We start from the raw sequence: 23,928 nt of genomic DNA on the forward strand, positions 1-23,928 counted from the left end.
TATAAGTTATCCAAGCTTTTTCGTTTCGCTTTTTCGCTGAGTAAACACGTGAACTTCGTCATATCCGACAGAGCGCGCGAAATCGATTGCCTGTCCATATTCGTAGCCTAAGTGATCTGGTTTATGCGCATCTGAGCAGAGAACGATTCCGATTCCTTTCTCCTTACAGATCCGGAGCAGCTCAGGATCGGGATACAATTCTCCAACAGGCTTGCGGATACCGGCTGTACTGATTTCGATGCATGTATTTGTTTTTGCGAGTGCTTCTGCCGCCCGTTCATACTGTTGGCGTAAAAATTCCTGATCATCCGGCTTGTAGCCAAATACTTTAATCACATCGATATGGCCGACAAAGTCAAACAGCCCTGATTCTGCCAGTGTTACAACTCTGTCAAAATACTGGCGGTACACTTCTTTAATATCTCGATTTTCGTACTCTTCGCGATATATCGCAAGATCGATTCCCCATTCGTCGATCCAGTGAACGGAACCAATGACATAGTCAAACGGATGGGCATCGATGAATTCTTTCATTTCTTTCTCTTTGCCTGGCATATAATCCATTTCTATTCCCATTTTAATAGGGAGTCCAGCCTTATTTGCTTCATCAAACATCTTCTGATAGGTGTCAAACTGAAGTGTGCGGCGATTTTCCACCCATGGATTGGAAAGAATTGGACGGGTTTCTTCAAAAAAGTAGGCGTGTTCGGAAATCCCGAGCTCTTCAATGCCTTCCTGCTTTGCTTTCTCGATATAAGTGCGTAAGTAATCGACGGATAGATCGCCGGTTTCTGCCATGTGTACATGATAATCTGTGCGCATGAAAAGCCTCCTATTTGTTCTGAATATTTCCATTAATCATACCAGACTCGTCAATTTCAGACAAAAATTATCCGGGAGGTCCGTGAGAGGAGAAAGAGAGGCCACGGCTATGTTAAACTAGTAAAGTTAGCATAGTTACATGAGGACGAGGTGCACTTAAATATGAACGATACGAGAAAAATTACAGAAGGGGCTTTAATGACAGGGGCTTATCTGCTATTGTTGTTGATAATTCTCTTTACCCCCATCGTCGGCTCTTTTTTAATATTTGTACTACCCATTCCCTTTATTTTTTACAGCTATCGTCACGGTTTTAAAGTCGGGATGTTAATGATGGTGGCGGCGATCGTTTTTACTTTAGTATTTGCCACCGTTTTTTCACTGCCGGCCACTTTGATGGCGGGAATCGGCGGCTTGTTTGTCGGGGAAGCGATGCATAAGAAGCGTTCGGCTTATGAAACATGGGCATCCGGCTCCCTCGGGTTTATAATAGGGCTTGTAAGCGTCTTTCTAATTACTCAGCTGCTCTTTGGCATGAACTGGATGGATGAGATTCAGACAGCTCTCGATGAATCATTTTCAATGGCTGAGAACATGATGGGGGCTTTTGGAAGCAGTGAGGAAGTCCAGCAGCAGCTGACAGGAATGGAAGAACAGATTCGAGCACTGCCTGACTACCTTCCGAGTATATTGGCGATTATGGGTATTCTGATTGCTTTTATCAGTCAGTGGGTCAGCTATAAAGTGATCAACCGGGTAGAAGGCAAAAAGTTTTATTTTCCTTCTTTCCGTCATTACAATCTTCCTGTATCCGTATTGTGGTATTACTTTTTTGCTTTGATTTTTTCATATGTCTTTGCTGAAAGTAATAACATTTGGTATCTGGCTGCAATCAATGTGTATACGTTAACGGGAGTTTTTCTCGTTCTGCAGGGCTTTGCTTTTCTTTTTTACTATGTCCATATAAAAGGCCAATCGAAGGCTCTGCCGATCGTCGTGATTGCAGGTTCCTTACTTTTCCCAACAATAGTAATGTATCTTATACGAATATTAGGTATAATTGATATAGGTTTCTCTCTTAGACAGCGCTTGGAGCCAAAGAAGTAGTGTACGTTTCGCAAACGATGGCAGGAGCTGAGTAAACATGCCGAATTTCTCTAAAAAACCAACAATGAGCGGTCACTTATGGGTGATCTACGTCATCTCCCTGATTCTGCTGAGCTTTATCTGGTATTACCAGTGGGTGCTCGGGTTATCGATGACTCTCTTGCTGGCAGGTTCGATCTTTTACAGTGTGCGTACGGAACAAAACATGATTAATGAAACAGAAGAATATATATCGACTCTTTCTTACCGCGTTAAAAAGGTAGGAGAAGAGGCGCTTTTAGAAATGCCGATAGGAATTGTCCTTTACAGCGAGAACTATAAAGTCGAGTGGGCGAACCCGTATATGAATAAGTTCACCGATCGGGACACAGTTGTCGGGGAATCATTAAACGAGCTCTCAGAAAGTTTAATCCCCAATATTAAAGAGGATCGCGAAGAAGTATGGCTTGAAATTGATAATTACAAGCTTCAGACCATTGTGAAAAGAGACGAACGTCTCCTCTACTTCTTTGACCGTACCAATCAGACAAAGATTCATAACCTTTATCAAGATGAGCAGACAGTACTTTCTGTAATTTTTCTCGATAACTATGAGGAAATTACCCAGGGAATGGATGATACGGCGAAAAGTCAGATTAACTCCCAGGTTACTTCCATTTTAAACAAATGGGCGGAAAACTTTGGGATCTATTTAAAACGGACGTCCCAGGAGCGGTTTATGGCTGTTTTAAATCAGGAAATTCTGCAGCGCCTTGAAAAATCGAAGTTTGAAATCCTGGATGAAGTCCGTGAATTGATTACAGATCAAAATGTACCGCTGACGCTGAGCTTTGGTGTCGGCAGCGGCCCTGTCAGCCTTCCTGAGCTTGGCGAACTGGCACAGTCCAGCCTCGACTTAGCCTTAGGGCGCGGAGGCGACCAGGTAGCGATAAAGGATGAAAGCGGGAAGGTCCGCTTCTACGGCGGGAAAACTAACCCTATGGAAAAAAGAACGCGTGTCCGTGCACGTGTTATTTCCCACGCTATGAAGGAACTCGTTCAGGATAGTGAAAGAGTGCTCATCATGGGCCATAAAGCACCGGATATGGATGCTGTCGGCGCTTCTATCGGGATTTTAAAAATTGCCCAGGCGAATGAAAAAGAAGCGGCGATCGTTCTGGACCCTGATGATATTGATTCAGGGGTCGGACGGATGATTGAGGAAATTGAAAAAGATGAAGAGCTATGGTCACATTTTATTACACCAGAGGACGCAATGGAGCTTGTAACAAACGAAACGCTGCTCGTTGTAGTCGATACCCATAAACCTTCTCTCGTCATGGAAGAGAAGCTTTTGTCAAAGACAGAGCACGTAGTGGTTATCGACCACCACCGCCGGGCAGAGGAGTTCATTTCCGATCCTACGCTCGTATATATGGAGCCATACGCCTCCTCAACAGCAGAGCTGGTGACAGAGCTTTTAGAATATCAGCCGAAGAAGCTGAAGCTCTCTATGCTTGAAGCGACATCCCTGCTGTCTGGTATTATTGTAGATACGAAGGCTTTTACATTAAGGACCGGCTCGCGTACATTTGATGCAGCCTCTTACCTCAGGGCAAAAGGAGCAGATACAGTGCTCGTCCAGAAGTTTATGAAGGAAGACCTCGATGTGTACGTGAAGCGGAGCCGTCTCATAGAACAGGCGAAAGTTTACCGGGACGGCATTGCCATTGCAGCAGCCGACCGGGGAGATGTATTTGGTCCGGTTATTATTGCACAGGCCGCTGATACGCTGCTGACGATGACAGGCATTGTCTGTTCCTTCGTTATTTCAGAGCGAAGCGACGGCCGTGTAGGAATCAGCGCCCGCTCACTTGGCGATGTGAACGTACAGGTGATTATGGAGCGTATGAATGGCGGGGGCCACTTAACGAATGCGGCCACCCAGCTTGAAGATACAACGATTGAAGATGCCCGATTACTATTACAAGATATAATTGATGAGTATTTTGAAGGAGGAGACGACGAATGAAAGTAATATTTACATCAGACGTTAAGGGGAAAGGCAAGAAAGGCGAAATTAAAAATGTCTCTGACGGCTATGCCCGTAACTATCTGCTGAAAAATAATTTAGCGGTAGAAGCGACAAGCGGTAACCTTAAAGCCCAGGAGGCGAAAGACGCCAAGCAGGAACAGCTGGCGGAAAACGAGAAACAAGAAGCCGAACAGTTAAAAGATAAACTCGCAAAATTAGAAGTAAAGCTTGTAGCAAAATCAGGGGACAGCGGACGTCTGTTTGGTTCGATTACAAGCAAGCAGATCGCTGAACAGCTGAAGAAGTCTCACAACATTAAAATCGATAAGCGTAAAATCGAGCTCGATGACCCGATTCGTACACTGGGTTATACCAACGTCCCTGTGAAGCTTCACAACGAAGTAACAGGAACGATTCGTGTTCACGTAGAAGAGAAGTAAATCGGTCCTTTTCACAAGTTTAGGGGAGGAAACAGCTAGTGAGTGAATTATTTAATGACCGGACACCGCCTCATAATATAGAAGCCGAGCAGGCGGTCTTAGGCGCGGTCTTTTTGGAACCAGATGCGATGTCGACAGCCGCAGAATTCTTGCTCCCGGATGATTTTTACCGGGCCAGCCACCAGCGCATCTTTGAAGTGATGCTCACACTCTCTGACCGCGGGGAGCCAATTGACCTGGTAACCGTGACAGCCGCCCTGTCGAATAACAAAGTGCTGGAGGAAGTAGGCGGCGTTTCTTATTTAAGCGATATCGCCAACTCCGTACCTACAGCGGCCAATGTTTCGTATTACACGAAAATCGTCAGCGAAAAGTCCACACTTCGCGGTCTGATCCGTACAGCGACGAATATCGTAACGAGCGGATTTGCGGAAGAGGAAAACATTGAAGACGTACTGAATGCAGCGGAGAAAGACATTTTAGAAGTTTCACAGCGTAAGAACTCCGGATCTTTTAAAAATATTAAAGATGTCCTGATCGATGTCTATGATAACATTGAAAATCTGCACAACAGTGATGGAAATGTAACCGGTATTCCAACAGGATACCGGGACTTAGATCATATCACTTCAGGATTTCAGCGTAATGATTTAATCATCATAGCGGCACGTCCGTCGATGGGTAAAACGGCTTTTGCCTTAAACATTGCCCAGAACGTTGCCGTTAATTCGGATGAAAATGTCGCGATTTTCAGTCTGGAGATGGGAGCTGACCAGCTCGTCTCTCGTATGCTTTGCGCAGAAGGTAATATTGACGCTCAGCGTCTGCGGACCGGCAGTATGGAAGCAGAAGACTGGAACAAGCTGACGATGGCGATGGGAAGTCTGTCTAATGCCGGGATTTATATTGATGACACGCCAGGTATCCGGGTCAGTGAAATCCGCTCTAAATGCCGTCGTTTAAAGCAGGAACACGGACTTGGCATGATTCTGATTGACTATCTGCAGTTGATTCAGGGAAGCGTGAATTCCAAGGAAAACCGTCAGCAGGAAGTATCAGAAATTTCCCGTTCCTTAAAAGGGCTGGCACGTGAGCTGAACGTGCCGCTGATCGCTTTATCACAGCTTTCCCGTGGGGTAGAATCACGTCAGGACAAGCGTCCGATGATGTCTGACTTAAGGGAATCCGGATCGATTGAGCAGGATGCCGATATCGTCGGTTTCCTATATCGTGACGATTACTATGACCAGGAATCGGAAAATCAAAACATTATTGAGATCATTTTAGCGAAGCAGCGTAATGGACCCGTCGGTACCGTATCGCTTGCTTTCGTAAAAGAGTACAATAAGTTCGTTGACTTGGATCACCGCTACAGTGATGCCGATGTTCCACCCGCTTAGCGGGGGGGCGATCAGCCGCTTAAGCACTGCTCTAAGCCGCATGAACTCAACAAAAAAGACTGAGCGCCTACCGCTCAGTCTTTTTTTATATCATCACTCTCCGTCACGCTTCCCTTGTTCAGGAGTTACGCCGGATGTGTGGATGAACTATTTTCAAGCCAGTGGTAAATCGCATGGGCGACCCCATGCTCATCATTGGACTTTGTGATCATATCGCTTGCTTCAATAACGGTCGGCTGGCCGTTTGCCATGGCCGCAGACCGGCCGGCCATTTGGATCATCGACAAATCATTGGGGCTGTCACCAATCGCTGCCGTTTCTTCCATTTCTATTCCTAAATGCCGGGCCAGCTTTTTAAGGGCCAGCCCTTTGGAGGCTTCCTTATGCTCCAGTTCAAAATTGTGAACACCCGAGCTTACAAGCGTCAGGTCTTCTGTGCCTTCAAAGCGCCTCCACCCTTCAGCCCGCTTTTTATCCTCAAAGGTAAAGGCAAGAATATTATAAAGCGGCTGGCCTGACTGGATGATGTCCTTATAGGACTTCACATGGGCGAATCCGCTCTGGCCGAATTGTTTAGCCATCGAATGTTCCAGTGTCTCAATGTCGGTCTGAGGATTGGCTGATTTCAAACGATCGAGCTCAATCTGCAGCAGATGGCGGCCGTTCTCAGGAGTTAAAATCGCTTCATCTGTAAAGACCTCATAATAAAACCCTTTGCGCTCCAGCCACTCCAGAGCTTCCTCGGCATGAGCTTGCGGCAGCGGCACAGAGTCAAAGAGCCGGCTTTCAGGTGTATGGATCGTCGCCCCATTTGCCCCAATTACCCATGTATTGATATTGGTTTTAGAAAAAACCTGACGGACGTCAAACTCTGCGCGGCCTGTAGCTACCACCACTTCTACACCGTTCTCTTGTGCCTTTTGGATGGCTTCCTCGTTTTCTCTGCTGATTTCACTATTATGGTTTAACAGGGTGCCGTCTAAATCGATCGCTATTAACTTCATCTTAATTTTCCTCCTCTGTCACAAGCAGCTCCACTTCATGTTGAGCCAGCACGTTCTGAAATTCCTCACTTGGAAGCTGATCGGTAATTAATAAATCTACATCCTCCAGGGAGGCATACCGATAAAAGTCTGTCACACCGATCTTCGTATGGTCTGCAAGCACAGTGACCTGCTTCGCCTGCTGAACCATTTTCCTTTTCACCATGCCGTCTTCTTCATGTGCCAGCGTCAGGCCGTTTTCTGAGATTCCAACTACACCGATAAAGGCATGATCCACGTGATAAGCCAACAGCCGTTCAATGACTGAAGCTCCATACAGGAATCGGTGCTGTTTCTCCAATTGGCCTCCTAATAGATGAATAGATGCATAAGGCTGGCTTGATAAAATATCCGCAATGTTAATCGCGTTAGTAATAACGGTGCATTCTATCTCAATCTGACTCGCACAAGATTGAACAGTGGTCGAAGCATCGAGAATAATATTATCGCCTTTTCCAATAAGGCTTGCGGCTTTATGCCCGATCGCCAGCTTTTCCTTGGAAAAGGTTTGCAGCCGGTTGGAATAATCCTTTACTTCGTGAGGCTGTGAAGGAAGAATGGCCCCTCCCCTCGTCCGCACAACAGCCCGCTGTTCTTCCAGCTTTACAAGGTCCCTTCTAGCGGTATCGCGAGACACACCAAACAGCTCGCAAATCTTTTCTACAGATATACGGCGTTCCTTATTTAAATAATTTTGAATTTCAATTAATCGCTCTTCCTGATACAAGTTATGGCACCTGCCTGAATTTTATTATATAAGTTATTTTAAGTAATTATGATGAAAAAATCAAGTTTAATAAGTATATGTAAGCAATTATAAGTTATAAGCTAAAATAAGATAATCGAACATTTTTCCTATTTCCAATAATAATGTTCGTCTTTTACATTGACTCCTTTCTATAAAATTGGTAAACTGACGATGGATATTAATTAGAAGTAAAATTATTAGGCGGAGGTGCCTTATGTCTTCAGTAGTAGTTGTCGGAACCCAGTGGGGGGACGAAGGAAAAGGTAAAATCACTGACTTTTTGTCACAGAACGCCGAGGTTGTCGCTCGTTATCAGGGCGGAAACAATGCCGGCCATACCATTAAATTTGATGGAGTAACTTACAAATTACACCTGATTCCATCCGGTATCTTTTTTGAGGAAAAAGAATGCGTACTCGGAAATGGAATGGTGATTGACCCGAAAGCCTTGCTTGAAGAACTTAAATACTTACACGATAAAGGGGTATCTACGGATAACCTGCGCATCAGCAACCGCGCTCACGTCATTCTTCCTTATCACTTAAAACTTGATGAGCTTCAGGAAGCAGACAAAGGAGCCAACAAGATTGGTACAACGAAAAAAGGAATCGGTCCTGCTTATATGGATAAAGCCGCTCGAACAGGCATCCGTATGGCTGACTTACTTGATAAAGAAAGTTTTGCCGAGAAGCTGGAGCAGAACCTTGCTGAAAAAAACCGACTTTTTGAAAAAGTATATGAAATTACACCATTTACAGTAGAAGAAATTCTTGAGGAGTACTATGAGTACGGACAGCAAATCGCGAAGTATGTATGCGATACGTCTGTTGTCTTAAACAATAACCTGGACGAAGGCCGCCGCGTATTATTTGAAGGCGCCCAGGGTGTTATGCTGGATATCGACCAGGGAACCTACCCGTTCGTAACTTCCTCCAACCCGATTGCCGGAGGAGTAACCATTGGTTCAGGAGTCGGCCCTTCTAAGATTAGACACGTTGTCGGCGTATCTAAAGCTTATACAACACGTGTAGGCGACGGACCTTTCCCGACAGAGCTTAACGATGCAACAGGCGACCAGATCCGTGAAGTCGGAAATGAGTACGGCACAACGACAGGACGTCCGCGCCGTGTCGGCTGGTTTGACAGCGTAGTTGTCCGCCATGCCCGCCGTGTCAGCGGAATTACAGATCTATCTCTGAATTCCATTGACGTACTGACAGGCATTGAAACATTGAAAATCTGTACCGCTTATAAATACAAAGGCGAAATCATGGAAGAGTTCCCGGCAAGCCTAAAAGTCCTTGCTGAATGTGAGCCCGTTTATGAAGAAATGCCGGGATGGACAGAAGACATTACAGGCGTTAAATCACTTCATGAGCTTCCGGCAAACGCAAGACATTACGTGGAGCGTGTCTCCCAGTTAACGGGAATTCCGCTTTCCATCTTCTCTGTAGGGCCGGACCGCTCTCAGACTAATGTCGTAAGAAGCGTATACAGCCCGCTATAAAAAGTAAGCACGTCTTCCCATGAAGGAAGACGTGTTTTATTTTTGGCCGATTTCGTTAAAACTAAAAGTGAGAGAAGGAGGAACAGCTATGAAGAAAATCAGTGTATTTGCCGGATCAAGTGAGGGTCATGATCCCGATTTTACTCAGCATGCAAAGCAATTAGGCCAGGCCTTTGCAGAAAAAAATATCGAGCTCATTTACGGTGGAGCTAAAAGCGGACTGATGGGCCAGCTGGCCGATTCCATATTGGAAGCTGGAGGTAAAGTGACAGGCATTATGCCGACACCTCTATTTGATAAGGAAATCGTCCATACCGGCGTCACTTCATTTATTGAAGTGGACACTATGCATCAGCGGAAAGAAAAGATGAACGAGCTGGCCGACGGTTTTATCGCACTGCCTGGCGGTTTCGGAACACTGGAGGAGCTTTTTGAAACGATCACCTGGGCCCAAATCGGCCTGCACGTTAAGCCGATTGGAGTTTTTAATATAAAAGGCTACTATACGCCCATTATGAAGCTTATGGATCATTCTATAGAAGCCGGGTTTGTTTCCCCGGAGCATAAAAATCTATTAATTGAGTCTTCTGATGCGCATGATCTATTAAGCCTGCTTGAAAATCACGGCGAGTTTTAAGAAATGTATTGCGTCTTGTTTAAATGATGTGATATGATATTCTTCGTTGCGGTAAAGAAGGATATCATTTCATGGTCCGGTAGTTCAGTTGGTTAGAATGCCTGCCTGTCACGCAGGAGGTCGCGGGTTCGAGTCCCGTCCGGACCGCCATTTTTACTTTAATAAATTGTATGGCTCGGTAGCTCAGTCGGTAGAGCAACGGACTGAAAATCCGTGTGTCGGCGGTTCGATTCCGTCCCGAGCCACTCTGAAGAAAAGGCGTCTGCTAATTTAAGCAGGCGCCTTTTTTTCTTATTGAGAATTATTTGTTCCGTCTGCCTGAATGAAGATAACCGGGCCTGGGGAAACGACTCGCTTTCCATGAGCGAACGGTGTGCTTCTTCAAGCTAAAGCCTTCCGGGAGCTCGCTCTTGTTCTGTGCTCCCATAAGGCTTCTGTGTTTCTCAAAAAGATGAGAATCTTGTTCCGTATGCCTGAAAATGAGAAACGGGCCTGGGGAAACGACTCGCTTTCCATGGGCGAACGGTGAGCTTCCTCGGGCTTTTAGCCCTCCGGGATCTCACCCTGTTCTATCCTCCCATAGGAGTCTCGCCGTTTCCCCCGGCCCTTTATGTTTTTTAGAGTAACGGAACCCTTAACGTAAGAGGCCAAAGGTAGAGGAGATTCCTACAAACATAGCGTTCCGTTTTCATTATAAAAGTTAAAGAGGCTGGGAAATGGCGAGACTCCTGCAGGGAGATAGAGCCATGGTGAGATCCGCGAGTGCAACGAGCTAGCTCACCGGCTCCCCGCGGAAAGCGAGCTATTTCCCAGCCGCTTTTCTCTTTCAACAGCAAACGGAACAGACAGATTTTTTCATAGTCTGAAAGAAATGGCCTCCACTCTATCAGCTCTTCAACTCCCTATGTAACATCCTTGTAATCTATTATGAATATTCAACCAATTATGAGAGTAAAATTACACAAAAAGTGTATGATGTAAACATTTACATGCGTAATCTGGAAGGAATATTATAAAACATTTACATCCTATTTAAATAGCCCACAACGTATTTTTCCTATGTTAAATTTATAAAGTGTCAATAAATACGAGAAAACGACAAACATACAGAAAATGAGACAGACTGAGTAAGAAGTGAGGGGAAGAGAAAGTGAAAGAGACGACCGGCCTTTGGAAAAAGGCGGCCGCCATTGCTTTCCTTGTAATGAGTTTAAGTTTTGGTACTGCTTATGCTGAGGGGAATGTAGAAACTATATACCACGTCTATATCGGTGATAAACCTGTAGGCTACGTAGATAGTAAACAACAAGTGCAAGAGCACCTAAACCAACGCTTAGATGATGAAGAGCGAAAGCATGAAGATTACGATTTGACAGTGATGAATGATATTCGTTATTACCCAGAGAAGCAGTTTGCTCCTGAGACAGACACATCAGAAACCTTAAACCGGTTAGATAAAGAGATAACCATCGGTGTGGAAGCTGTTGGTCTTAAAGTCGCAGGGGAAGCGGTCGGTTATCTTCCATCAGAAGAGAAAGCAGATTCTGTCATCAAGGAATATAAAGAGAAATTTGTTGATGAAGAAGACTTAGAAGAGGTGGAAGAACGACAAGAATCCGGGGAGAAACCTGAAGTGGATGAATCTACGGTAATCAATGTGAAACTTACAGATGAAGTGGAGCATGTGGAGAAGATCGTGGAGCCTGAAGAAATCATCGAAGTCAAGGAAGCGGCTGACCTTTTAGAAGAGGGAATTGATGAAGAGAAAGTCCATCAAGCAGAGAAGGGACAGGCTATTCAGGAAATCGCTCATGAATATGACCTTTCAGAAGACGACCTGCTTGAAATGAATCCGCAGCTTGAAGAGAAAGAAATCCTGGACACGAACCAGGAAATTAAAGTAATGAATAAAGGCCCTTTAACAGAAGTTTTAATTAAAGAAGAAGGGAAAAAGACAAAGAAAATCCCTCATAAAACAGAAGTGATTGAAACAGATAAGCTGGAAAAGGGTACAGAGAAAGTGAAGCAAAAAGGAAAAGACGGCAAAAAAGAAGTACATTACTATAAAACAAAGTTAAATGATCGCACCACGGATAAGGGTATAATTAAAGAGAGAGAAATTAAGAAACCCGTTAAAGAAATCGTATTAAAAGGCACTAAAGTTATACCTTCCAAAGGAACTGGAAGCTTCGACTGGCCTGCAGTCGGCGGTGAAATTACGAGTAAACAGGGAGAGCGCTGGGGATCTTTCCACAAAGGGATTGATATTGCCGGTGTTAAAGATCGTACAATTAAAGCCTCGGATAATGGAAAAGTTGTAGAAGCTGGAAAATCCGGTGCCTACGGAAACAAAATTGTCATTGACCATAACAATGGCTATCGCACAACTTATGCGCATTTGAAGTCCATTCGTGTAAATGTAGGAGATGTTGTGGAGAAAGGCTCCTCCATCGGCCAAATGGGAACAACGGGACGTTCGACTGGCGTCCATCTTCATTTTGAAATTCATAAGAACGGTTCACAGGAAAATCCTTTGAACCACTTGTAAAACAGCGGCTGCTATGTCACTATTCATGGCAGCTGCTGTTTTGTTTTTGCAGTATAAGACATTTTCATTAAAATGAGTTAAAATGAAGAGAAAGCGCAAAGTTGATGAAAAGGAAGTGACTTGAGATGGCGCAGAAAATTTTAGTTGTAGATGATGAAAAGCCAATTGCTGATATATTAAAATTCAATTTAGAAAAAGAAGGGTACGAAGTTGTATGTGCCTATGATGGGGATGAAGCGATCCGCAAGGCGGATGAGGAGAAGCCTGAGTTAATCTTACTTGACATCATGCTTCCATATAAAGACGGAAATGAAGTATGCCGCGAAGTAAGAAAGAATCATACAATGCCGATCATTATGCTGACGGCGAAAGATGCAGAGATTGATAAGGTGCTCGGTCTTGAAATGGGAGCAGACGACTATGTAACCAAACCGTTCAGCAACCGTGAACTGATCGCTCGTGTTAAAGCCAATCTGCGCCGTCATCAGCAGGAGCCTGAGGACACTTCTCAACAGACGAAAGACATCTCGATCGGACGTCTGGCAATCCACCCTGATGCTTATACGGTAACACGCGATGGTTCTTACATTGAACTGACTCATCGTGAATTCGAGCTGCTTCATTACTTAGCCCGTCATATTGGACAGGTCATGACGCGTGAGCATCTTTTGGAAACGGTATGGGGCTATGACTATTACGGAGATGTTCGTACAGTTGACGTGACCGTCCGACGCCTTCGTGAAAAAATTGAGGAGAACCCTAGTAATCCTATATGGATCGTGACTCGCCGAGGAGTCGGGTATTACTTGAGAAATCCTGAACAGGTTTAGGGCCGTGGAATGAAAAAGGTTGGATTTTTTCAGTCGGTTCGGCTGAAGTTTACGTTAGTTTATATACTGCTCCTTCTTCTTGGTATCCAGGTCATCGGATCCTATTTTGTGGGCCAGCTTGAAGATCAGCTGAAGAGTAATTTTGAAGAATCAATTGACGGTCGGATGCGTTCTTTAACGTACAGCTTGCAGAATACGTTTGAAACAGAGCGGGGAGATTCCGATCCCTCCCTCCAGTCCGAGGTTCAGAGTTTAATCAATGATTTTGACGAAAATGATATTCATAAGCTTCAGGTCGTGAACAGCAGCAGCCGTATTATTGCCACAGATGGCGGTGATTTTACTTACTCTGAAGTTGGTAAAAAAACAAATGATGCGAAAATACTGCGGGCTTTAATATACGGGGAGTCCACCCCTGAGATTATGCAGCATCCGGTAAGCGGTGACCGGCTCTGGGTGGGGGCGATTCCTGTCACAGCCAGTAATGGCGATGAAATCTATGCGGCTGTTTATTTTGAAGCGAACATGAGCAATATTTATAATCAGCTTCAGGAAATAAATAATATATTTGCCCAGGGGACGATTTTGGCTATTACGGTTACGGCTTTGCTCGGCATTTTAGTGGCCCGGACGATTACGCGGCCGTTATCTGAAATGAGGAGACAAGCGCAAATCATGGCGACCGGGGACTTTTCACAAAAAGTTACGGTCCATGCCAACGATGAAATCGGCCAGCTTGGGGATACATTTAATGATTTAAATGACAAGCTCAGACTTTCACAAGCAACGACAGAGGGAGAGCGGAAAAAGCTCAGCTCGGTTCTTTCCAACATGTCAGATGGCGTGATTGCGACAGATAGGCTTGGGGCTATTACGCTCATGAATGCTCCTGCTTCCAAGCTGATCGGCCAAAGCTTTGAAGAAGTGCAGGGCCAGTCGCTGCTGGACATTCTTGATCTTACCGATCAAATGAACGATATTTCGGAGATTGAAACAGGCGGCTCGATGATTATTGATTTTAGCAGTGAAGATCAGCCGCTTCTTATTAAAGCGAACTTCTCCGTTGTGGAAGATGAGCATGAGGAAATGGACGGCTTCATTACTGTACTGAGTGATGTAACCGAGCAGGAAAGAGTGGCACAGGAACGCCGTGAATTTGTGTCTAACGTGTCGCACGAACTGCGCACACCGCTTACGACGATGCGGAGTTACTTAGAAGCCCTTACAGACGGCGCGTGGGAAGATAAAGAGATCGCCCCGCAGTTTCTCGGTGTGGCCCAGAATGAGACCGACCGTATGATCCGTCTCGTTAACGATTTATTACAGCTGTCAAAAATGGATCGTAAAGACACAGGGCTGTTTAAAGAAAAAGTTGAATTCACCGGTCATTTTCATCATGTAATTGACCGTTTTGATATGCACCGAAAGGAAAATATCACATTTAACCGGGAATTATCCGAGCAGGAGCTTTTTGTCTGGATTGATAAGGATAAAATAACTCAGGTGTTAGACAATATTATCTCGAATGCGATTAAATATTCGCCAGAAGGCGGGACGATTACGTTTAGAACCGAAACCAGGAGAAAACAGCTGCTGGTCAGCATCTCAGACCAGGGATTAGGCATGCCTGCCAATACTGTAGACAAAATATTTGATCGCTTTTACCGGGTCGACAAAGCGCGATCACGTGAAATGGGCGGAACCGGTTTAGGTCTGGCTATTGCCCGGGAAATAATTGAGTCGCATCATGGTCAAATATGGGCGCACAGTAAGGAAGGCAAAGGAACGACGATATTCTTTACACTTCCGCTCATTAACCAGAAGCGGAGGAAATACAAATGAAAGTAGAAACGATAAAATCGATTATTCTCGTCATTTTAATCATGTTTAGTCTGCTTTTAACCGTCGCTTTATGGAATTTTCAGCCGAATTATGAAAGCCTGGAAAGTGATGAAAGCTTAATAGATGAAACAAGTATTCAAGGGGAAGTTGTGGATATGTCTTCCCTTATTTCCCCGAACAATTTTATTTTCCATAAGAATAACCAGCATTTTGCATTCAGCAATCCGGAAAATGTGTGGTTGCAGTTTAATGAGGTTCGTGAATGGACACTGAGAGACTTTATTCAGATCGAAAATTCAAGTGTACCAGAACTTGATAGCAGCATGGTGGAAGTTACGTTCCCTATCGAAATTCCGAGCCAGTTGATGACTGAGCTTTTTACGCTTGAAGATAAAAATCAAGGAGTCCCTCCAGGGGAATTCAACAGAATGTATTTTAAATTCAGGGAAAACGGAGGGGCAGAAGTGTATTTTACTTCAGACCGTCCGAGTTCTTCCGCGTACAGGGCTGTCATTTCCGAGGAGAATGCCGACAGGCTGAGAGCTGCTTCTAATGATGAAAGTCAGCTGACCGAACAGACAGTGTTCATCAAAGAAGAAGCAGATCCAATTTATATTCCGAAAGGTCCTGTTTCTGTGGAGAAGGATCTCGTGCAGCCGAAGCGAATTGAGACAACTCCCCTGCAGAACGAACTTTTTCCTAACCCCAGCTCGGTAAAAAACACATCTCCATCACCGTCTGAACAGCGATTAACCGACTACTACCGCAGACTTGAAGTATTGGCGGACGGCAAGCGGATGGAATATGTGGATTTAGTACCCGATGAATCAGATATGCAGTCAACGCTGAGCTCTTATGATGTATTAGACAACAGTGTGGAATTTATTAACGGTCATGAAGGCTGGACAGATACATTCAGGCTGACGAGCTTTAATCCTTCCCCAACAGATTCAACCGTCCAGTTTAATATGTTCTTTGATCATTATCCGCTGCTTTCAAGCAGTGATGATATTCATAAAATTGAGCTGGATTTTGAAGGAGATACTGTTCAGCGCTATATGCGGCCGCTTCTGGATTTTGAGTCCTACTATCAAAGCCCGAACCAGTCTGAGCAGTTAACGGCTGGAGAAGACGTGATTTCATTTTTGGAAAGTTCGAATCAGTACAGCCTCCGCTTAATTGAGGACATTCAAGTAGGCTACCGAATTGAGCCTCAAAGGCAGGGATATCAGGTATATGAGCTTGTACCTGCCTGGTTCGTTCTGGAAAATGGCCGCTGGAAAGAAATCACTGAGCTGACGGAAGGAGGAGATCTAAATGCAATGGGGCCAAATTAAAATGCTGTTTATTATCAGCTTTCTCATTTTAGATCTATTTCTCCTTCAGCAGTTCCTGTCAAAGCAGGACCAGGCGGAAGGCTTGGGGACGGTTCAGGATACCACGCTTGAGGAAAGCTACAGAGATCAGGATATCGAAATAGGTGACGACGTCCCTGAAGAAACACCGGAAATTGAATCCTTAACTGCATCACCTGGAAAGTTTTCCGATGCGCGTGTGGAACAGCTGCAAAACATTAACGACCAGGATGTTCAGATATACGGTGGAGAGCTCCTCGTAGCTGCATTAGATGATCCTGTACCGATTGATGCTGATAATGCGGCAGAAGTCGTTGGGGATACTGTGCCTTTTGGCAGCCAGTATTCTTACTGGGGCTGGAGTGAGGAGCGCGACCGAATTTTATTTTTCCAAACTTCCAATTCAAATACGATTTTTTTCAACTCTGCCGGGGTATTGATTATAGACGTAGCAAATGGGGAGATGACAGGATATAAAGCCACGATTTTAGATCCGGAAGATGCAGAGGGAACTATCTCTGAAGAACTGCTCAGCCCGTCTGAAGTAATTCAAATATTGTTCAGCGAACAAATCATCACTTCCGGAGATGAAGTCACAAGCATGACGCTCGGCTATCATTCAGCAGCCAACCTTGACCCGCTTCAAGTTTTCGCGCCGACATGGAAAGTAACCGTCAATGGAGAAGAAGACCATTTTGTGAACGCCCTTGCCGTTGAAGGACAGATTTTAAAAATTGATGAAGAGAATTTTATTCAAAAAACGATGGAGTCCTTCCAGGAGATTATTGATGAAAATGAAGAAGATGTCGTTTCTAACCAGGAAGCAGATAAGGCCGGTGAGGACCGGCCTTAGTGACTACAGAAATATGGAGTGACATATAATGACGATGCAATTTAGTGTACTCGCTTCAGGCAGTACAGGAAATGCGTTTTATATAGAGTCGGGAGAGGAAAAAATTCTAGTAGACGCAGGACTCAGCGGGAAGAAAATCGAAGGACTGCTGCAGCAGGTCAATATCGATCCGAAGACGTTATCCCGCATCCTCGTTACTCATGAGCACAGCGACCATATTAAAGGGCTTGGCATTATGGCCCGGCGCTATAATCTCCCAATCTATGCAAATGAGAAAACGTGGAAGGCGATGGAAGGCCAGCTTGGAAAACTATCACTGGACCAGAAGTTCTATTTTAATATGGAGCAGACCCAGAATTTCGGGGGTATTGATGTCGAGTCATTTGCTGTATCGCATGATGCCGCTGACCCGATGTTTTATATTTTTAGAAAAGATGGGAAAAAGGTGTCCCTTGTAACCGATCTCGGCTATGTATCTGAACGGATTAAGAAAAGTGTAGAGGGCTCAGACGCGTTTGTTTTTGAGTCCAATCACGATGTAAGTATGCTTCGCATGGGACGCTATCCGTGGAATGTAAAACGAAGGATTCTTGGCGATTCCGGCCACGTCTCCAATGAAGACTGCGGGCTTGCTCTAACGGATGTAATGGATGACCGGACGAAACGGGTGTACCTTGCCCACTTAAGTTTAGATAACAATATGAAAGATTTAGCGAAAATGTCTGTAAAAAACGTCCTCGAAGAAAGGGGATTTGAAATCGGAAGCCGCATTCAGCTTCATGATACAGATCCCGTAACAGCCACGCCGCTCTATAAAGTTTGATCGTTTGAAATTCTGTTTTTAAGGCAACAATAGGGTAGAAGAATAGAAAGGACAGGTGATAGGCGTGGGTTACTACGACGATCATTCACCAGCCACCAGGCAGCAGAAGAAACGCCGGGGGTACATGATGCCAACCGTAATCGGCCTTGTGCTCGGAGCGGTTCTCGTTCTGCTGGCGCTGCCTGCGCTGGTTCAAACCAATTTGCTTCCTTATAATATTACCGTACCTGATGATGAAAACGAATCCACTGAGGATGGTGGAACGATTCGAAGTGAACAAGTCGAATACGATGTCAATACACAGATTACGGATGTCGTGAAAGAAGTCACCCCATCTGTCGTCGGCGTCGTTAACCTCCAGAATCAATCGGACTTCTGGAACAGTCAGAATAATCCTTCACAGGCTGGTGAAGGATCGGGTGTCATTTACAAAACAGAAGGCGAAACGGCCTATGTCGTTACAAATAATCATGTCATCGAAGGAGCCAGTGAAATTGAAGTGGTGCTTCATGACGATACGAGAATTCCGGCCGAACTCATCGGCGGTGATGTGTTTACAGATTTAGCTGTACTTAAAATGTCGAGCGACCAGGTCGAAAAGGTGGCAGAGATCGGTTCATCCGATTCGGTGAAAGTCGGTGAACCGGCCATTGCGATCGGTAACCCGCTAGGCCTTCGTTTTGCCGGCTCTGTTACAAAAGGCATTATCAGCGGCACGCAGCGCGCGATTCCGCAGGATTTTAACAATGACGGACAGGAAGACTGGCAGTCCGAAGTTATTCAGACGGATGCTGCGATTAACCCGGGGAACAGCGGTGGAGCCCTTATCAACATTAAGGGTCAGCTGATTGGCATTAACTCGATGAAAATCGCCCAGTCTTCCATTGAAGGCATCGGTTTTGCCATCCCCATTGATTCGGCGATTCCTATTATTGAAGAGCTTGAAAAGACCGGACAGGTGACCCGTCCGTTTATCGGTGTAGAAGCCTATGGTTTAAATGAAGTGCCTTCTTCTGAATGGCAGTCCACGTTGAACCTTCCAGAAGAGGTGGAGGGCGGCTTATACATCCGCAGTGTTTCCCAAATGTCTCCAGCAGCTAAAGCAGGACTTGAGCCGCTCGATGTCATTACAGAGCTTGATGGCGAGCCGGTAAATGATATTATCGACTTGCGTAAGTATCTGTATGATAAGAAGGAGCCTGGAGAAGAAATTAAAATTACGTATTATCGTGATGGTGAGCAGAATACGACGACATTAACACTGGATACACAGGAATAGGGTGAAAAGGCTGCCGAATCTTTTCGGCAGCCTTTTTGTTTGATTAAAAAAGGAAAATATAGAGATTCACAGCCATCCAAAAGGGGATTTTCTTTATCCACACCCTGTGTATACGATTCTGGATAAGGAGCATATATGGTAGCGAACATACATACGAAATACAATATGCGCTCGGCAAATTGTGCATATGTGTATATTATTGTGGATAAGATGTTTATTCTTTTGGATAACTTGTGAATAGCCCAAAAGTCACAGGTGCTGTGTATAAGTCTGTGGATAATTGTGGGTAACTCATGTCGTTAGTCGAGTTACCCACATGTGCACAGTTTTTCCCCAGACGACTTCTACATAAAATAAGGTTTCTTGACAGGAAACGACAGAATTCAACTCTCCGATACTAACGGCTATCGAGAGTTAATTTTTGTTCTTTTTCAGAAAAATTTGTATAGTTATCCACAGTTACGTACAATTAAAAGAGATGAGGAGGAAAATACATATGATTGATTTAAGAAGTGATACAGTAACGAAGCCTACGGCTAAAATGAGGCAGGCTGCTTTTGAAGCAGAAGTAGGGGATGACGTCTATGTGGAAGATCCTTCAGTTATTCAATTGGAAGAAAAAGCGGCAGAGATGCTCGGAAAGGAAGCCGCACTGTTTGTAACGAGCGGAACCCAGGGAAATCAGATTGCCGCATTGACGCATTGTAAGCCGGGAGAGGAAGTGCTCCTTGAAGCAAGCGCCCACCTTTTTCTTTATGAAGGAGCTTCTATGTCCGCTTTCGCGGGTGTACAGCCGCGGACCATTAAAGGAAACCGTGGCGCAATGGATCCCGCTGAAGTAGCAGCGGCCATTCGCCCGGATGATATTCACTTTCCAGAAACCGGCATGATCTGCCTGGAAAATACTCATAATAAAGCGGGCGGCGCCATCGTCCCACTTGAAAATATGCAGCAAATTTACGAAACAGCCCGGGAACATACTATTCCTGTCCACTTGGACGGAGCGCGGCTGTTTAATGCAGTGGCAGCTTCTGGAGTCTCTGTTAAACATTATGCCTCACAAGCTGATACTGTGCAATTCTGTTTATCAAAAGGCCTCGGAGCTCCCGTCGGATCCATCATTACAGGATCGTCTGCCTTTATTCGAAAAGCGCGCAAGTGGAGAAAGCGTCTCGGCGGAGGTCTTCGCCAGGCTGGCGTCATTGCCGCACCCGGCTACATAGCTTTAACCGAAATGACCCAGCGGTTAGTGGAAGACCATGAGAACGCACGTCTTCTGGCAGAGCAGGCAGCTGCCATGCCGGGATTGTCTATTGAAAATCAAGTCGATACCAATATCATTCTCATCAACGTGGCCGGCCGGGGGGAGACGGCTGGTGAATATCTAGAAAAACTAAAATCAAACGGCATTCTCGCTGTCCCCTTTGGCCCGCAGACTATCCGGTTTGTCACTCATTTTGATGTAAGCCGGGAAAATATTCAGACAGTCATCGACCGGATGCATCGCTTATAACGGAACGATCACAAGTGTTTTTCCAAAATCTTTCCCATGATTCCTAGGTTTTTAGATATACTATAAATAAAAGAAGAGTGTGAGGAGGCCCCATCATGAAGAGGCGCTGGCTGATTCTTGGAGCAGCTTTATTGATCATTAGTTTAGGATTTAACTACTACCAATATCAATCACACAAGACAGAGCTCACTGAAATTAAACAAAACGACGTCACTGCGATGAGAGGGCTTGCCACCGAACTGGCTGTACTAATCGGAGATGAAGACGCCGCTGAAGGAGAAATCCGTGCTCTGGCATTTTCGCTCAATCGCATGACATCCGATTTAGGGCAGAGCCAGCATTATTATCCCGGCAGCCATTCAGATCATGACTTTTACCAAAAACTCGCACGGACTCTGCTCAGCTTCGTCTCTCAAAATGATGTGACTGAAATGCCGATGCAAACGAGAGATCTTATTTTCCAAACCGTTATGAGCAGCCTGGGCACGAAGGACGCGGAGTATGTAGAGCAGCAGCTCGCTCAAGTAATGGAGCGTCAACAGACACAGTAAGCTGGCTGGGAAACGAACCTTTTTTGATAAAAGATTGAGTTATTTAAGAATCGTGTGGAGTTATTTGAGAATTGAGCGGGATTATTTAAGAATCCCCCGGCGTTATTTACGAATAACACGAGGTTACTAGAGAATCTTTCCAGGAGATCTGTCAAAAAATGACGAATAACCGAAAGGCTGAAGGAAAAAATAAGAAATAAAGTCAAGAAGTAGTCTTCGGCCTGTTGACAATAAATTACAGGGTTCTATAATGGAAATAACGGCCGATACAAGCACGTTCTTGTATCGGCTCTTTTCCTTTATTTGATGGATAAATTATACTATTCTGCCAGAGAATAATTGAGATCGATTCCTTAAAAATTAGACATAGCAGATAAAGAACTTCATATAAAAAAAGAAACCAAATAAAGGGATCCATCGTATTACCAGTAAGACGAAAAACCATGGCCTCCGATCTTTTAACTGTAGGGATTCCATGTGATTGAAACGTCTAAAAGGAAGGGCCTTTTAATATAAAAAGAAAGCGGCTCTTTCTAAATATACAGGGGAGAAATCAACAGCAAAAAGGGGTAATGAATCATGTGCGGATTTATAGGGATTTTGCACAATAAAGGTAAGTTGACAGAGCAGGAAAGACGTTCGTTTGTTGAGGGGAATAATTGGATTAAACACCGCGGACCTGATGATGAGGGATATTATTATGATGAACAGGTCGCACTCGGATTCCGCCGCTTAAGCATTATCGATATAGAAAGCGGCCATCAGCCGTTCACCTTTGAGGATGCACGTTATTGGATGGTTTTTAACGGCGAGATATATAACTATGTAGAGCTGCGCGAGCAGTTAATAGAAAGAGGCTATACGTTTAATACCGAATCGGATACTGAAGTCATTGCTGTCCTTTTCCAGGATAAAAAAGAAGAAGCGTTTAAGCACCTGCGCGGAATGTTCAGTATCTTGATCTGGGATAAACAGAACAAGGAATTGTACGGCGCCCGTGACCCGTTTGGCATTAAGCCGCTTTTCTATTATGAAACAGAGGACGAAATCGCCTTTGCTTCTGAGAAAAAATCACTGAGCGGAAGCATGAATGATGTGTCTCCACTTGCGCTGCAGCACTACTTGAGCTATCAGTATGTGCCTGAGCCGATGACGTTGACAGAAGGTATACATAAGGTAGAGCCTGGCCACTACTTTGTGAAAAAGCCAAGGGAACCACTGAAGATGGAGCGTTATTTCCATGCGACATTCCAGCCGACCATCTCTGAAGAATCACGTCAGATCAAGCGTATCCAGGACGTTCTGTGTGATTCCGTGGATGTTCATATGCGCAGTGATGTGCCGGTCGGCTCCTTTTTATCCGGTGGGATCGACTCCTCGCTGATCGTTTCAATTGCGCGTAAGTTCAATCCTAATATAAAAACATTTTCTGTCGGATTTGAACGCGAAGGCTATTCCGAAGTAGATGTCGCCAAAGAAACGGCTTCTGTGTTAAACGTAGAAAATCATGATTACTTAATTACAGCGGATGAATATGTAAGCAAGCTGCCGAAAATTATGTGGCACATGGATGATCCATTAGCAGATCCAGCCTGTGTTCCGCTTTATTTCGTAGCCCGTGAAGCACGCAAGCATGTGACGGTAGTCCTTTCAGGAGAAGGAGCCGACGAACTGTTTGGTGGATATAACATTTATCGCGAACCAGAATCTCTTAAAGCCTTCCAATCAATGCCGTGGCTTTTGAAAAAAGCGATCAACCAGGTGGCCCGCGTGCTTCCTGAAGGCATGCGCGGAAAGAGCCTGCTTGAACGCGGCACGACACCGCTTAAAGACCGCTATATCGGCAATGCGAAAATGTTTGAAGAAGCGGATAAACAACAGCTGCTTTCCAAATATGCAAAGGAATATCCATATCAGTCGATTACGAAGCATATGTACGAAACAGCCCACGAATATCATCCGACACACCAGATGCAGTATGTGGATATTCACACATGGCTGCGTGGAGACATTTTATTAAAAGCCGATAAAATGACAATGGCCAACTCTCTTGAACTTCGCGTACCATTCTTAGATAAAGAAGTATTCAAGGTGGCCCGTGAATTATCAGTCAGTAACACGATCGCTGACGGCACAACGAAATCCATTTTAAGAAAAGCGGCAAGAGGCATCGTGCCGGATCACGTGCTTGACCGTAAGAAGCTCGGCTTCCCGGTGCCGATTCGCCACTGGCTGCGTAACGAGCTGTATGACTGGGCAAAAGACCTGATCACCAACAGCCCGACGGACTACCTGATCAACAAGCAGGTTGTTTTAGATCTTCTGGAAGCACATCTTCAGGAAAGAGGAGACTACTCCCGTAAGCTCTGGACGGTACTTATGTTCATGGTATGGCACCAGGTTTACATCGAAGGCGTCTATTCTTTTGAAGAGCTGCAAAAAGTGGATGAAACAGAAAGTAAAGTTCTTGAACAGGCAATGCTGGCACAATAAGTAGAAGGAAACGGGCGTTAGCGTTCGTTTCTTTTTTTGTTTGCACTGGTTTCCTTTACTTTAATAGAAAGCCGGGCCATGGGAAAGACTCGCTTTCCATGGGCGAACGGTGAGCTTCCTCGG

Annotated in this window: 19 protein-coding genes and 2 tRNA genes; 18 read left to right on the forward strand and 3 right to left on the reverse strand. The window is 44.9% G+C overall.

What is annotated here, in order from left to right:
- Window positions 1–6: 6 nt before the first annotated feature.
- On the reverse strand, window positions 7–822 hold the full coding sequence (locus B7E06_RS00535; protein WP_082232012.1) for a histidinol-phosphatase: 816 nt from the start codon (window positions 820–822) through the stop codon (window positions 7–9).
- A 162-nt stretch (window positions 823–984) separates the two neighbouring features.
- Here B7E06_RS00535 and B7E06_RS00540 point away from each other — a divergent pair, with 162 nt between their 5' ends.
- Genes B7E06_RS00540 through dnaB form a run of 4 tightly spaced genes read left to right on the forward strand, consistent with a single transcriptional unit; the run spans window position 985 to window position 5,783 of the window.
- Window positions 985–1,929, forward strand: a complete 945-nt coding sequence (locus B7E06_RS00540; RefSeq protein ID WP_082232013.1) for a YybS family protein — start codon at window positions 985–987, stop codon at window positions 1,927–1,929.
- Between the two features lie 37 nt (window positions 1,930–1,966).
- Entirely contained in the window at window positions 1,967–3,940 is a 1,974-nt protein-coding gene (locus tag B7E06_RS00545) for a DHH family phosphoesterase (RefSeq protein WP_082232014.1), read from the forward strand.
- A complete protein-coding gene (gene rplI / locus B7E06_RS00550) occupies window positions 3,937–4,383 on the forward strand; it encodes a 50S ribosomal protein L9 (protein ID WP_082232015.1) in 447 nt (148 codons plus the stop codon). The genes B7E06_RS00545 and rplI overlap by 4 nt, the downstream gene beginning before the upstream one ends.
- Before the next feature lie 38 nt (window positions 4,384–4,421).
- A complete protein-coding gene (gene dnaB / locus B7E06_RS00555) occupies window positions 4,422–5,783 on the forward strand; it encodes a replicative DNA helicase (protein WP_082232016.1) in 1,362 nt (453 codons plus the stop codon).
- Window positions 5,784–5,908: 125 nt separating this feature from the next.
- Here dnaB and B7E06_RS00560 read toward each other — a convergent pair whose 3' ends face one another.
- Window positions 5,909–6,787, reverse strand: a complete 879-nt coding sequence (locus B7E06_RS00560) for a Cof-type HAD-IIB family hydrolase (RefSeq protein ID WP_082232017.1) — start codon at window positions 6,785–6,787, stop codon at window positions 5,909–5,911.
- Between the two features lies 1 nt (window position 6,788).
- A complete protein-coding gene (locus B7E06_RS00565; protein WP_082232018.1) occupies window positions 6,789–7,553 on the reverse strand; it encodes a DeoR/GlpR family DNA-binding transcription regulator in 765 nt (254 codons plus the stop codon).
- A gap of 235 nt (window positions 7,554–7,788) precedes the next feature.
- Here B7E06_RS00565 and B7E06_RS00570 point away from each other — a divergent pair, with 235 nt between their 5' ends.
- The 14 genes from B7E06_RS00570 to asnB all read left to right on the forward strand — a co-directional run bounded on the left by B7E06_RS00570 (window position 7,789) and on the right by asnB (window position 23,805).
- Complete coding sequence (locus B7E06_RS00570) at window positions 7,789–9,081, forward strand: adenylosuccinate synthase (RefSeq protein ID WP_082232019.1); 1,293 nt, start codon at window positions 7,789–7,791, stop codon at window positions 9,079–9,081.
- Between the two features lie 88 nt (window positions 9,082–9,169).
- Entirely contained in the window at window positions 9,170–9,718 is a 549-nt protein-coding gene (locus B7E06_RS00575; protein ID WP_082232020.1) for an LOG family protein, read from the forward strand.
- A gap of 73 nt (window positions 9,719–9,791) precedes the next feature.
- Window positions 9,792–9,868 (forward strand) — tRNA-Asp (locus B7E06_RS00580).
- Window positions 9,869–9,890: 22 nt separating this feature from the next.
- Window positions 9,891–9,963 (forward strand) — tRNA-Phe (locus B7E06_RS00585).
- Between the two features lie 905 nt (window positions 9,964–10,868).
- Complete coding sequence (locus B7E06_RS00590) at window positions 10,869–12,266, forward strand: peptidoglycan DD-metalloendopeptidase family protein (RefSeq protein WP_082232021.1); 1,398 nt, start codon at window positions 10,869–10,871, stop codon at window positions 12,264–12,266.
- 125 nt (window positions 12,267–12,391) lie between these two features.
- On the forward strand, window positions 12,392–13,096 hold the full coding sequence (gene yycF / locus B7E06_RS00595) for a response regulator YycF (protein ID WP_082232022.1): 705 nt from the start codon (window positions 12,392–12,394) through the stop codon (window positions 13,094–13,096).
- A 9-nt stretch (window positions 13,097–13,105) separates the two neighbouring features.
- Window positions 13,106–14,938 (forward strand): cell wall metabolism sensor histidine kinase WalK, encoded by a 1,833-nt coding sequence (gene walK / locus B7E06_RS00600; protein ID WP_082232023.1) that lies wholly within the window; start codon window positions 13,106–13,108, stop codon window positions 14,936–14,938.
- Window positions 14,935–16,275 (forward strand): YycH family regulatory protein, encoded by a 1,341-nt coding sequence (locus B7E06_RS00605; RefSeq protein WP_082232024.1) that lies wholly within the window; start codon window positions 14,935–14,937, stop codon window positions 16,273–16,275. The genes walK and B7E06_RS00605 overlap by 4 nt, the downstream gene beginning before the upstream one ends.
- On the forward strand, window positions 16,256–17,146 hold the full coding sequence (locus B7E06_RS00610; RefSeq protein ID WP_082232025.1) for a two-component system regulatory protein YycI: 891 nt from the start codon (window positions 16,256–16,258) through the stop codon (window positions 17,144–17,146). The genes B7E06_RS00605 and B7E06_RS00610 overlap by 20 nt, the downstream gene beginning before the upstream one ends.
- A 28-nt stretch (window positions 17,147–17,174) precedes the next feature.
- Window positions 17,175–17,969, forward strand: coding sequence for an MBL fold metallo-hydrolase (locus B7E06_RS00615; RefSeq protein WP_082232026.1), 795 nt, complete (start codon window positions 17,175–17,177; stop codon window positions 17,967–17,969).
- A gap of 64 nt (window positions 17,970–18,033) precedes the next feature.
- Window positions 18,034–19,248, forward strand: a complete 1,215-nt coding sequence (locus B7E06_RS00620; RefSeq protein WP_082232027.1) for a S1C family serine protease — start codon at window positions 18,034–18,036, stop codon at window positions 19,246–19,248.
- Between the two features lie 496 nt (window positions 19,249–19,744).
- Window positions 19,745–20,761 (forward strand): low-specificity L-threonine aldolase, encoded by a 1,017-nt coding sequence (ltaE, locus tag B7E06_RS00625; RefSeq protein ID WP_082232028.1) that lies wholly within the window; start codon window positions 19,745–19,747, stop codon window positions 20,759–20,761.
- Window positions 20,762–20,856: 95 nt separating this feature from the next.
- Window positions 20,857–21,312, forward strand: a complete 456-nt coding sequence (locus B7E06_RS00630; protein ID WP_082232029.1) for a hypothetical protein — start codon at window positions 20,857–20,859, stop codon at window positions 21,310–21,312.
- A 579-nt stretch (window positions 21,313–21,891) separates the two neighbouring features.
- Window positions 21,892–23,805, forward strand: a complete 1,914-nt coding sequence (gene asnB, locus B7E06_RS00635; RefSeq protein WP_082232030.1) for an asparagine synthase (glutamine-hydrolyzing) — start codon at window positions 21,892–21,894, stop codon at window positions 23,803–23,805.
- Window positions 23,806–23,928: the final 123 nt, after the last annotated feature.

The sequence above is a fragment of the Halobacillus massiliensis genome (assembly GCF_900166625.1).
In the GTDB taxonomy this organism is placed as follows: Bacteria; Bacillota; Bacilli; order Bacillales; family Halobacillaceae; genus Halobacillus_A; species Halobacillus_A massiliensis.

What these genes read in the sequence shown, in the direction of transcription:
- ltaE (WP_082232028.1), top strand. Translation starts at nt 19,745, where the DNA reads ATGATTGATTTAAGAAGTGATACAGTAACGAAGCCTACGGCTAAAATG.
- asnB (WP_082232030.1), top strand. Translation starts at nt 21,892, where the DNA reads ATGTGCGGATTTATAGGGATTTTGCACAATAAAGGTAAGTTGACAGAG.
- yycF (WP_082232022.1), top strand. Translation starts at nt 12,392, where the DNA reads ATGGCGCAGAAAATTTTAGTTGTAGATGATGAAAAGCCAATTGCTGAT.
- walK (WP_082232023.1), top strand. Translation starts at nt 13,106, where the DNA reads ATGAAAAAGGTTGGATTTTTTCAGTCGGTTCGGCTGAAGTTTACGTTA.
- B7E06_RS00570 (WP_082232019.1), top strand. Translation starts at nt 7,789, where the DNA reads ATGTCTTCAGTAGTAGTTGTCGGAACCCAGTGGGGGGACGAAGGAAAA.
- B7E06_RS00560 (WP_082232017.1), bottom strand. Translation starts at nt 6,787, where the DNA reads ATGAAGTTAATAGCGATCGATTTAGACGGCACCCTGTTAAACCATAAT.
- B7E06_RS00540 (WP_082232013.1), top strand. Translation starts at nt 985, where the DNA reads ATGAACGATACGAGAAAAATTACAGAAGGGGCTTTAATGACAGGGGCT.
- B7E06_RS00610 (WP_082232025.1), top strand. Translation starts at nt 16,256, where the DNA reads ATGCAATGGGGCCAAATTAAAATGCTGTTTATTATCAGCTTTCTCATT.
- B7E06_RS00615 (WP_082232026.1), top strand. Translation starts at nt 17,175, where the DNA reads ATGACGATGCAATTTAGTGTACTCGCTTCAGGCAGTACAGGAAATGCG.
- rplI (WP_082232015.1), top strand. Translation starts at nt 3,937, where the DNA reads ATGAAAGTAATATTTACATCAGACGTTAAGGGGAAAGGCAAGAAAGGC.
- B7E06_RS00630 (WP_082232029.1), top strand. Translation starts at nt 20,857, where the DNA reads ATGAAGAGGCGCTGGCTGATTCTTGGAGCAGCTTTATTGATCATTAGT.
- B7E06_RS00535 (WP_082232012.1), bottom strand. Translation starts at nt 822, where the DNA reads ATGCGCACAGATTATCATGTACACATGGCAGAAACCGGCGATCTATCC.
- B7E06_RS00575 (WP_082232020.1), top strand. Translation starts at nt 9,170, where the DNA reads ATGAAGAAAATCAGTGTATTTGCCGGATCAAGTGAGGGTCATGATCCC.
- B7E06_RS00605 (WP_082232024.1), top strand. Translation starts at nt 14,935, where the DNA reads ATGAAAGTAGAAACGATAAAATCGATTATTCTCGTCATTTTAATCATG.
- B7E06_RS00545 (WP_082232014.1), top strand. Translation starts at nt 1,967, where the DNA reads ATGCCGAATTTCTCTAAAAAACCAACAATGAGCGGTCACTTATGGGTG.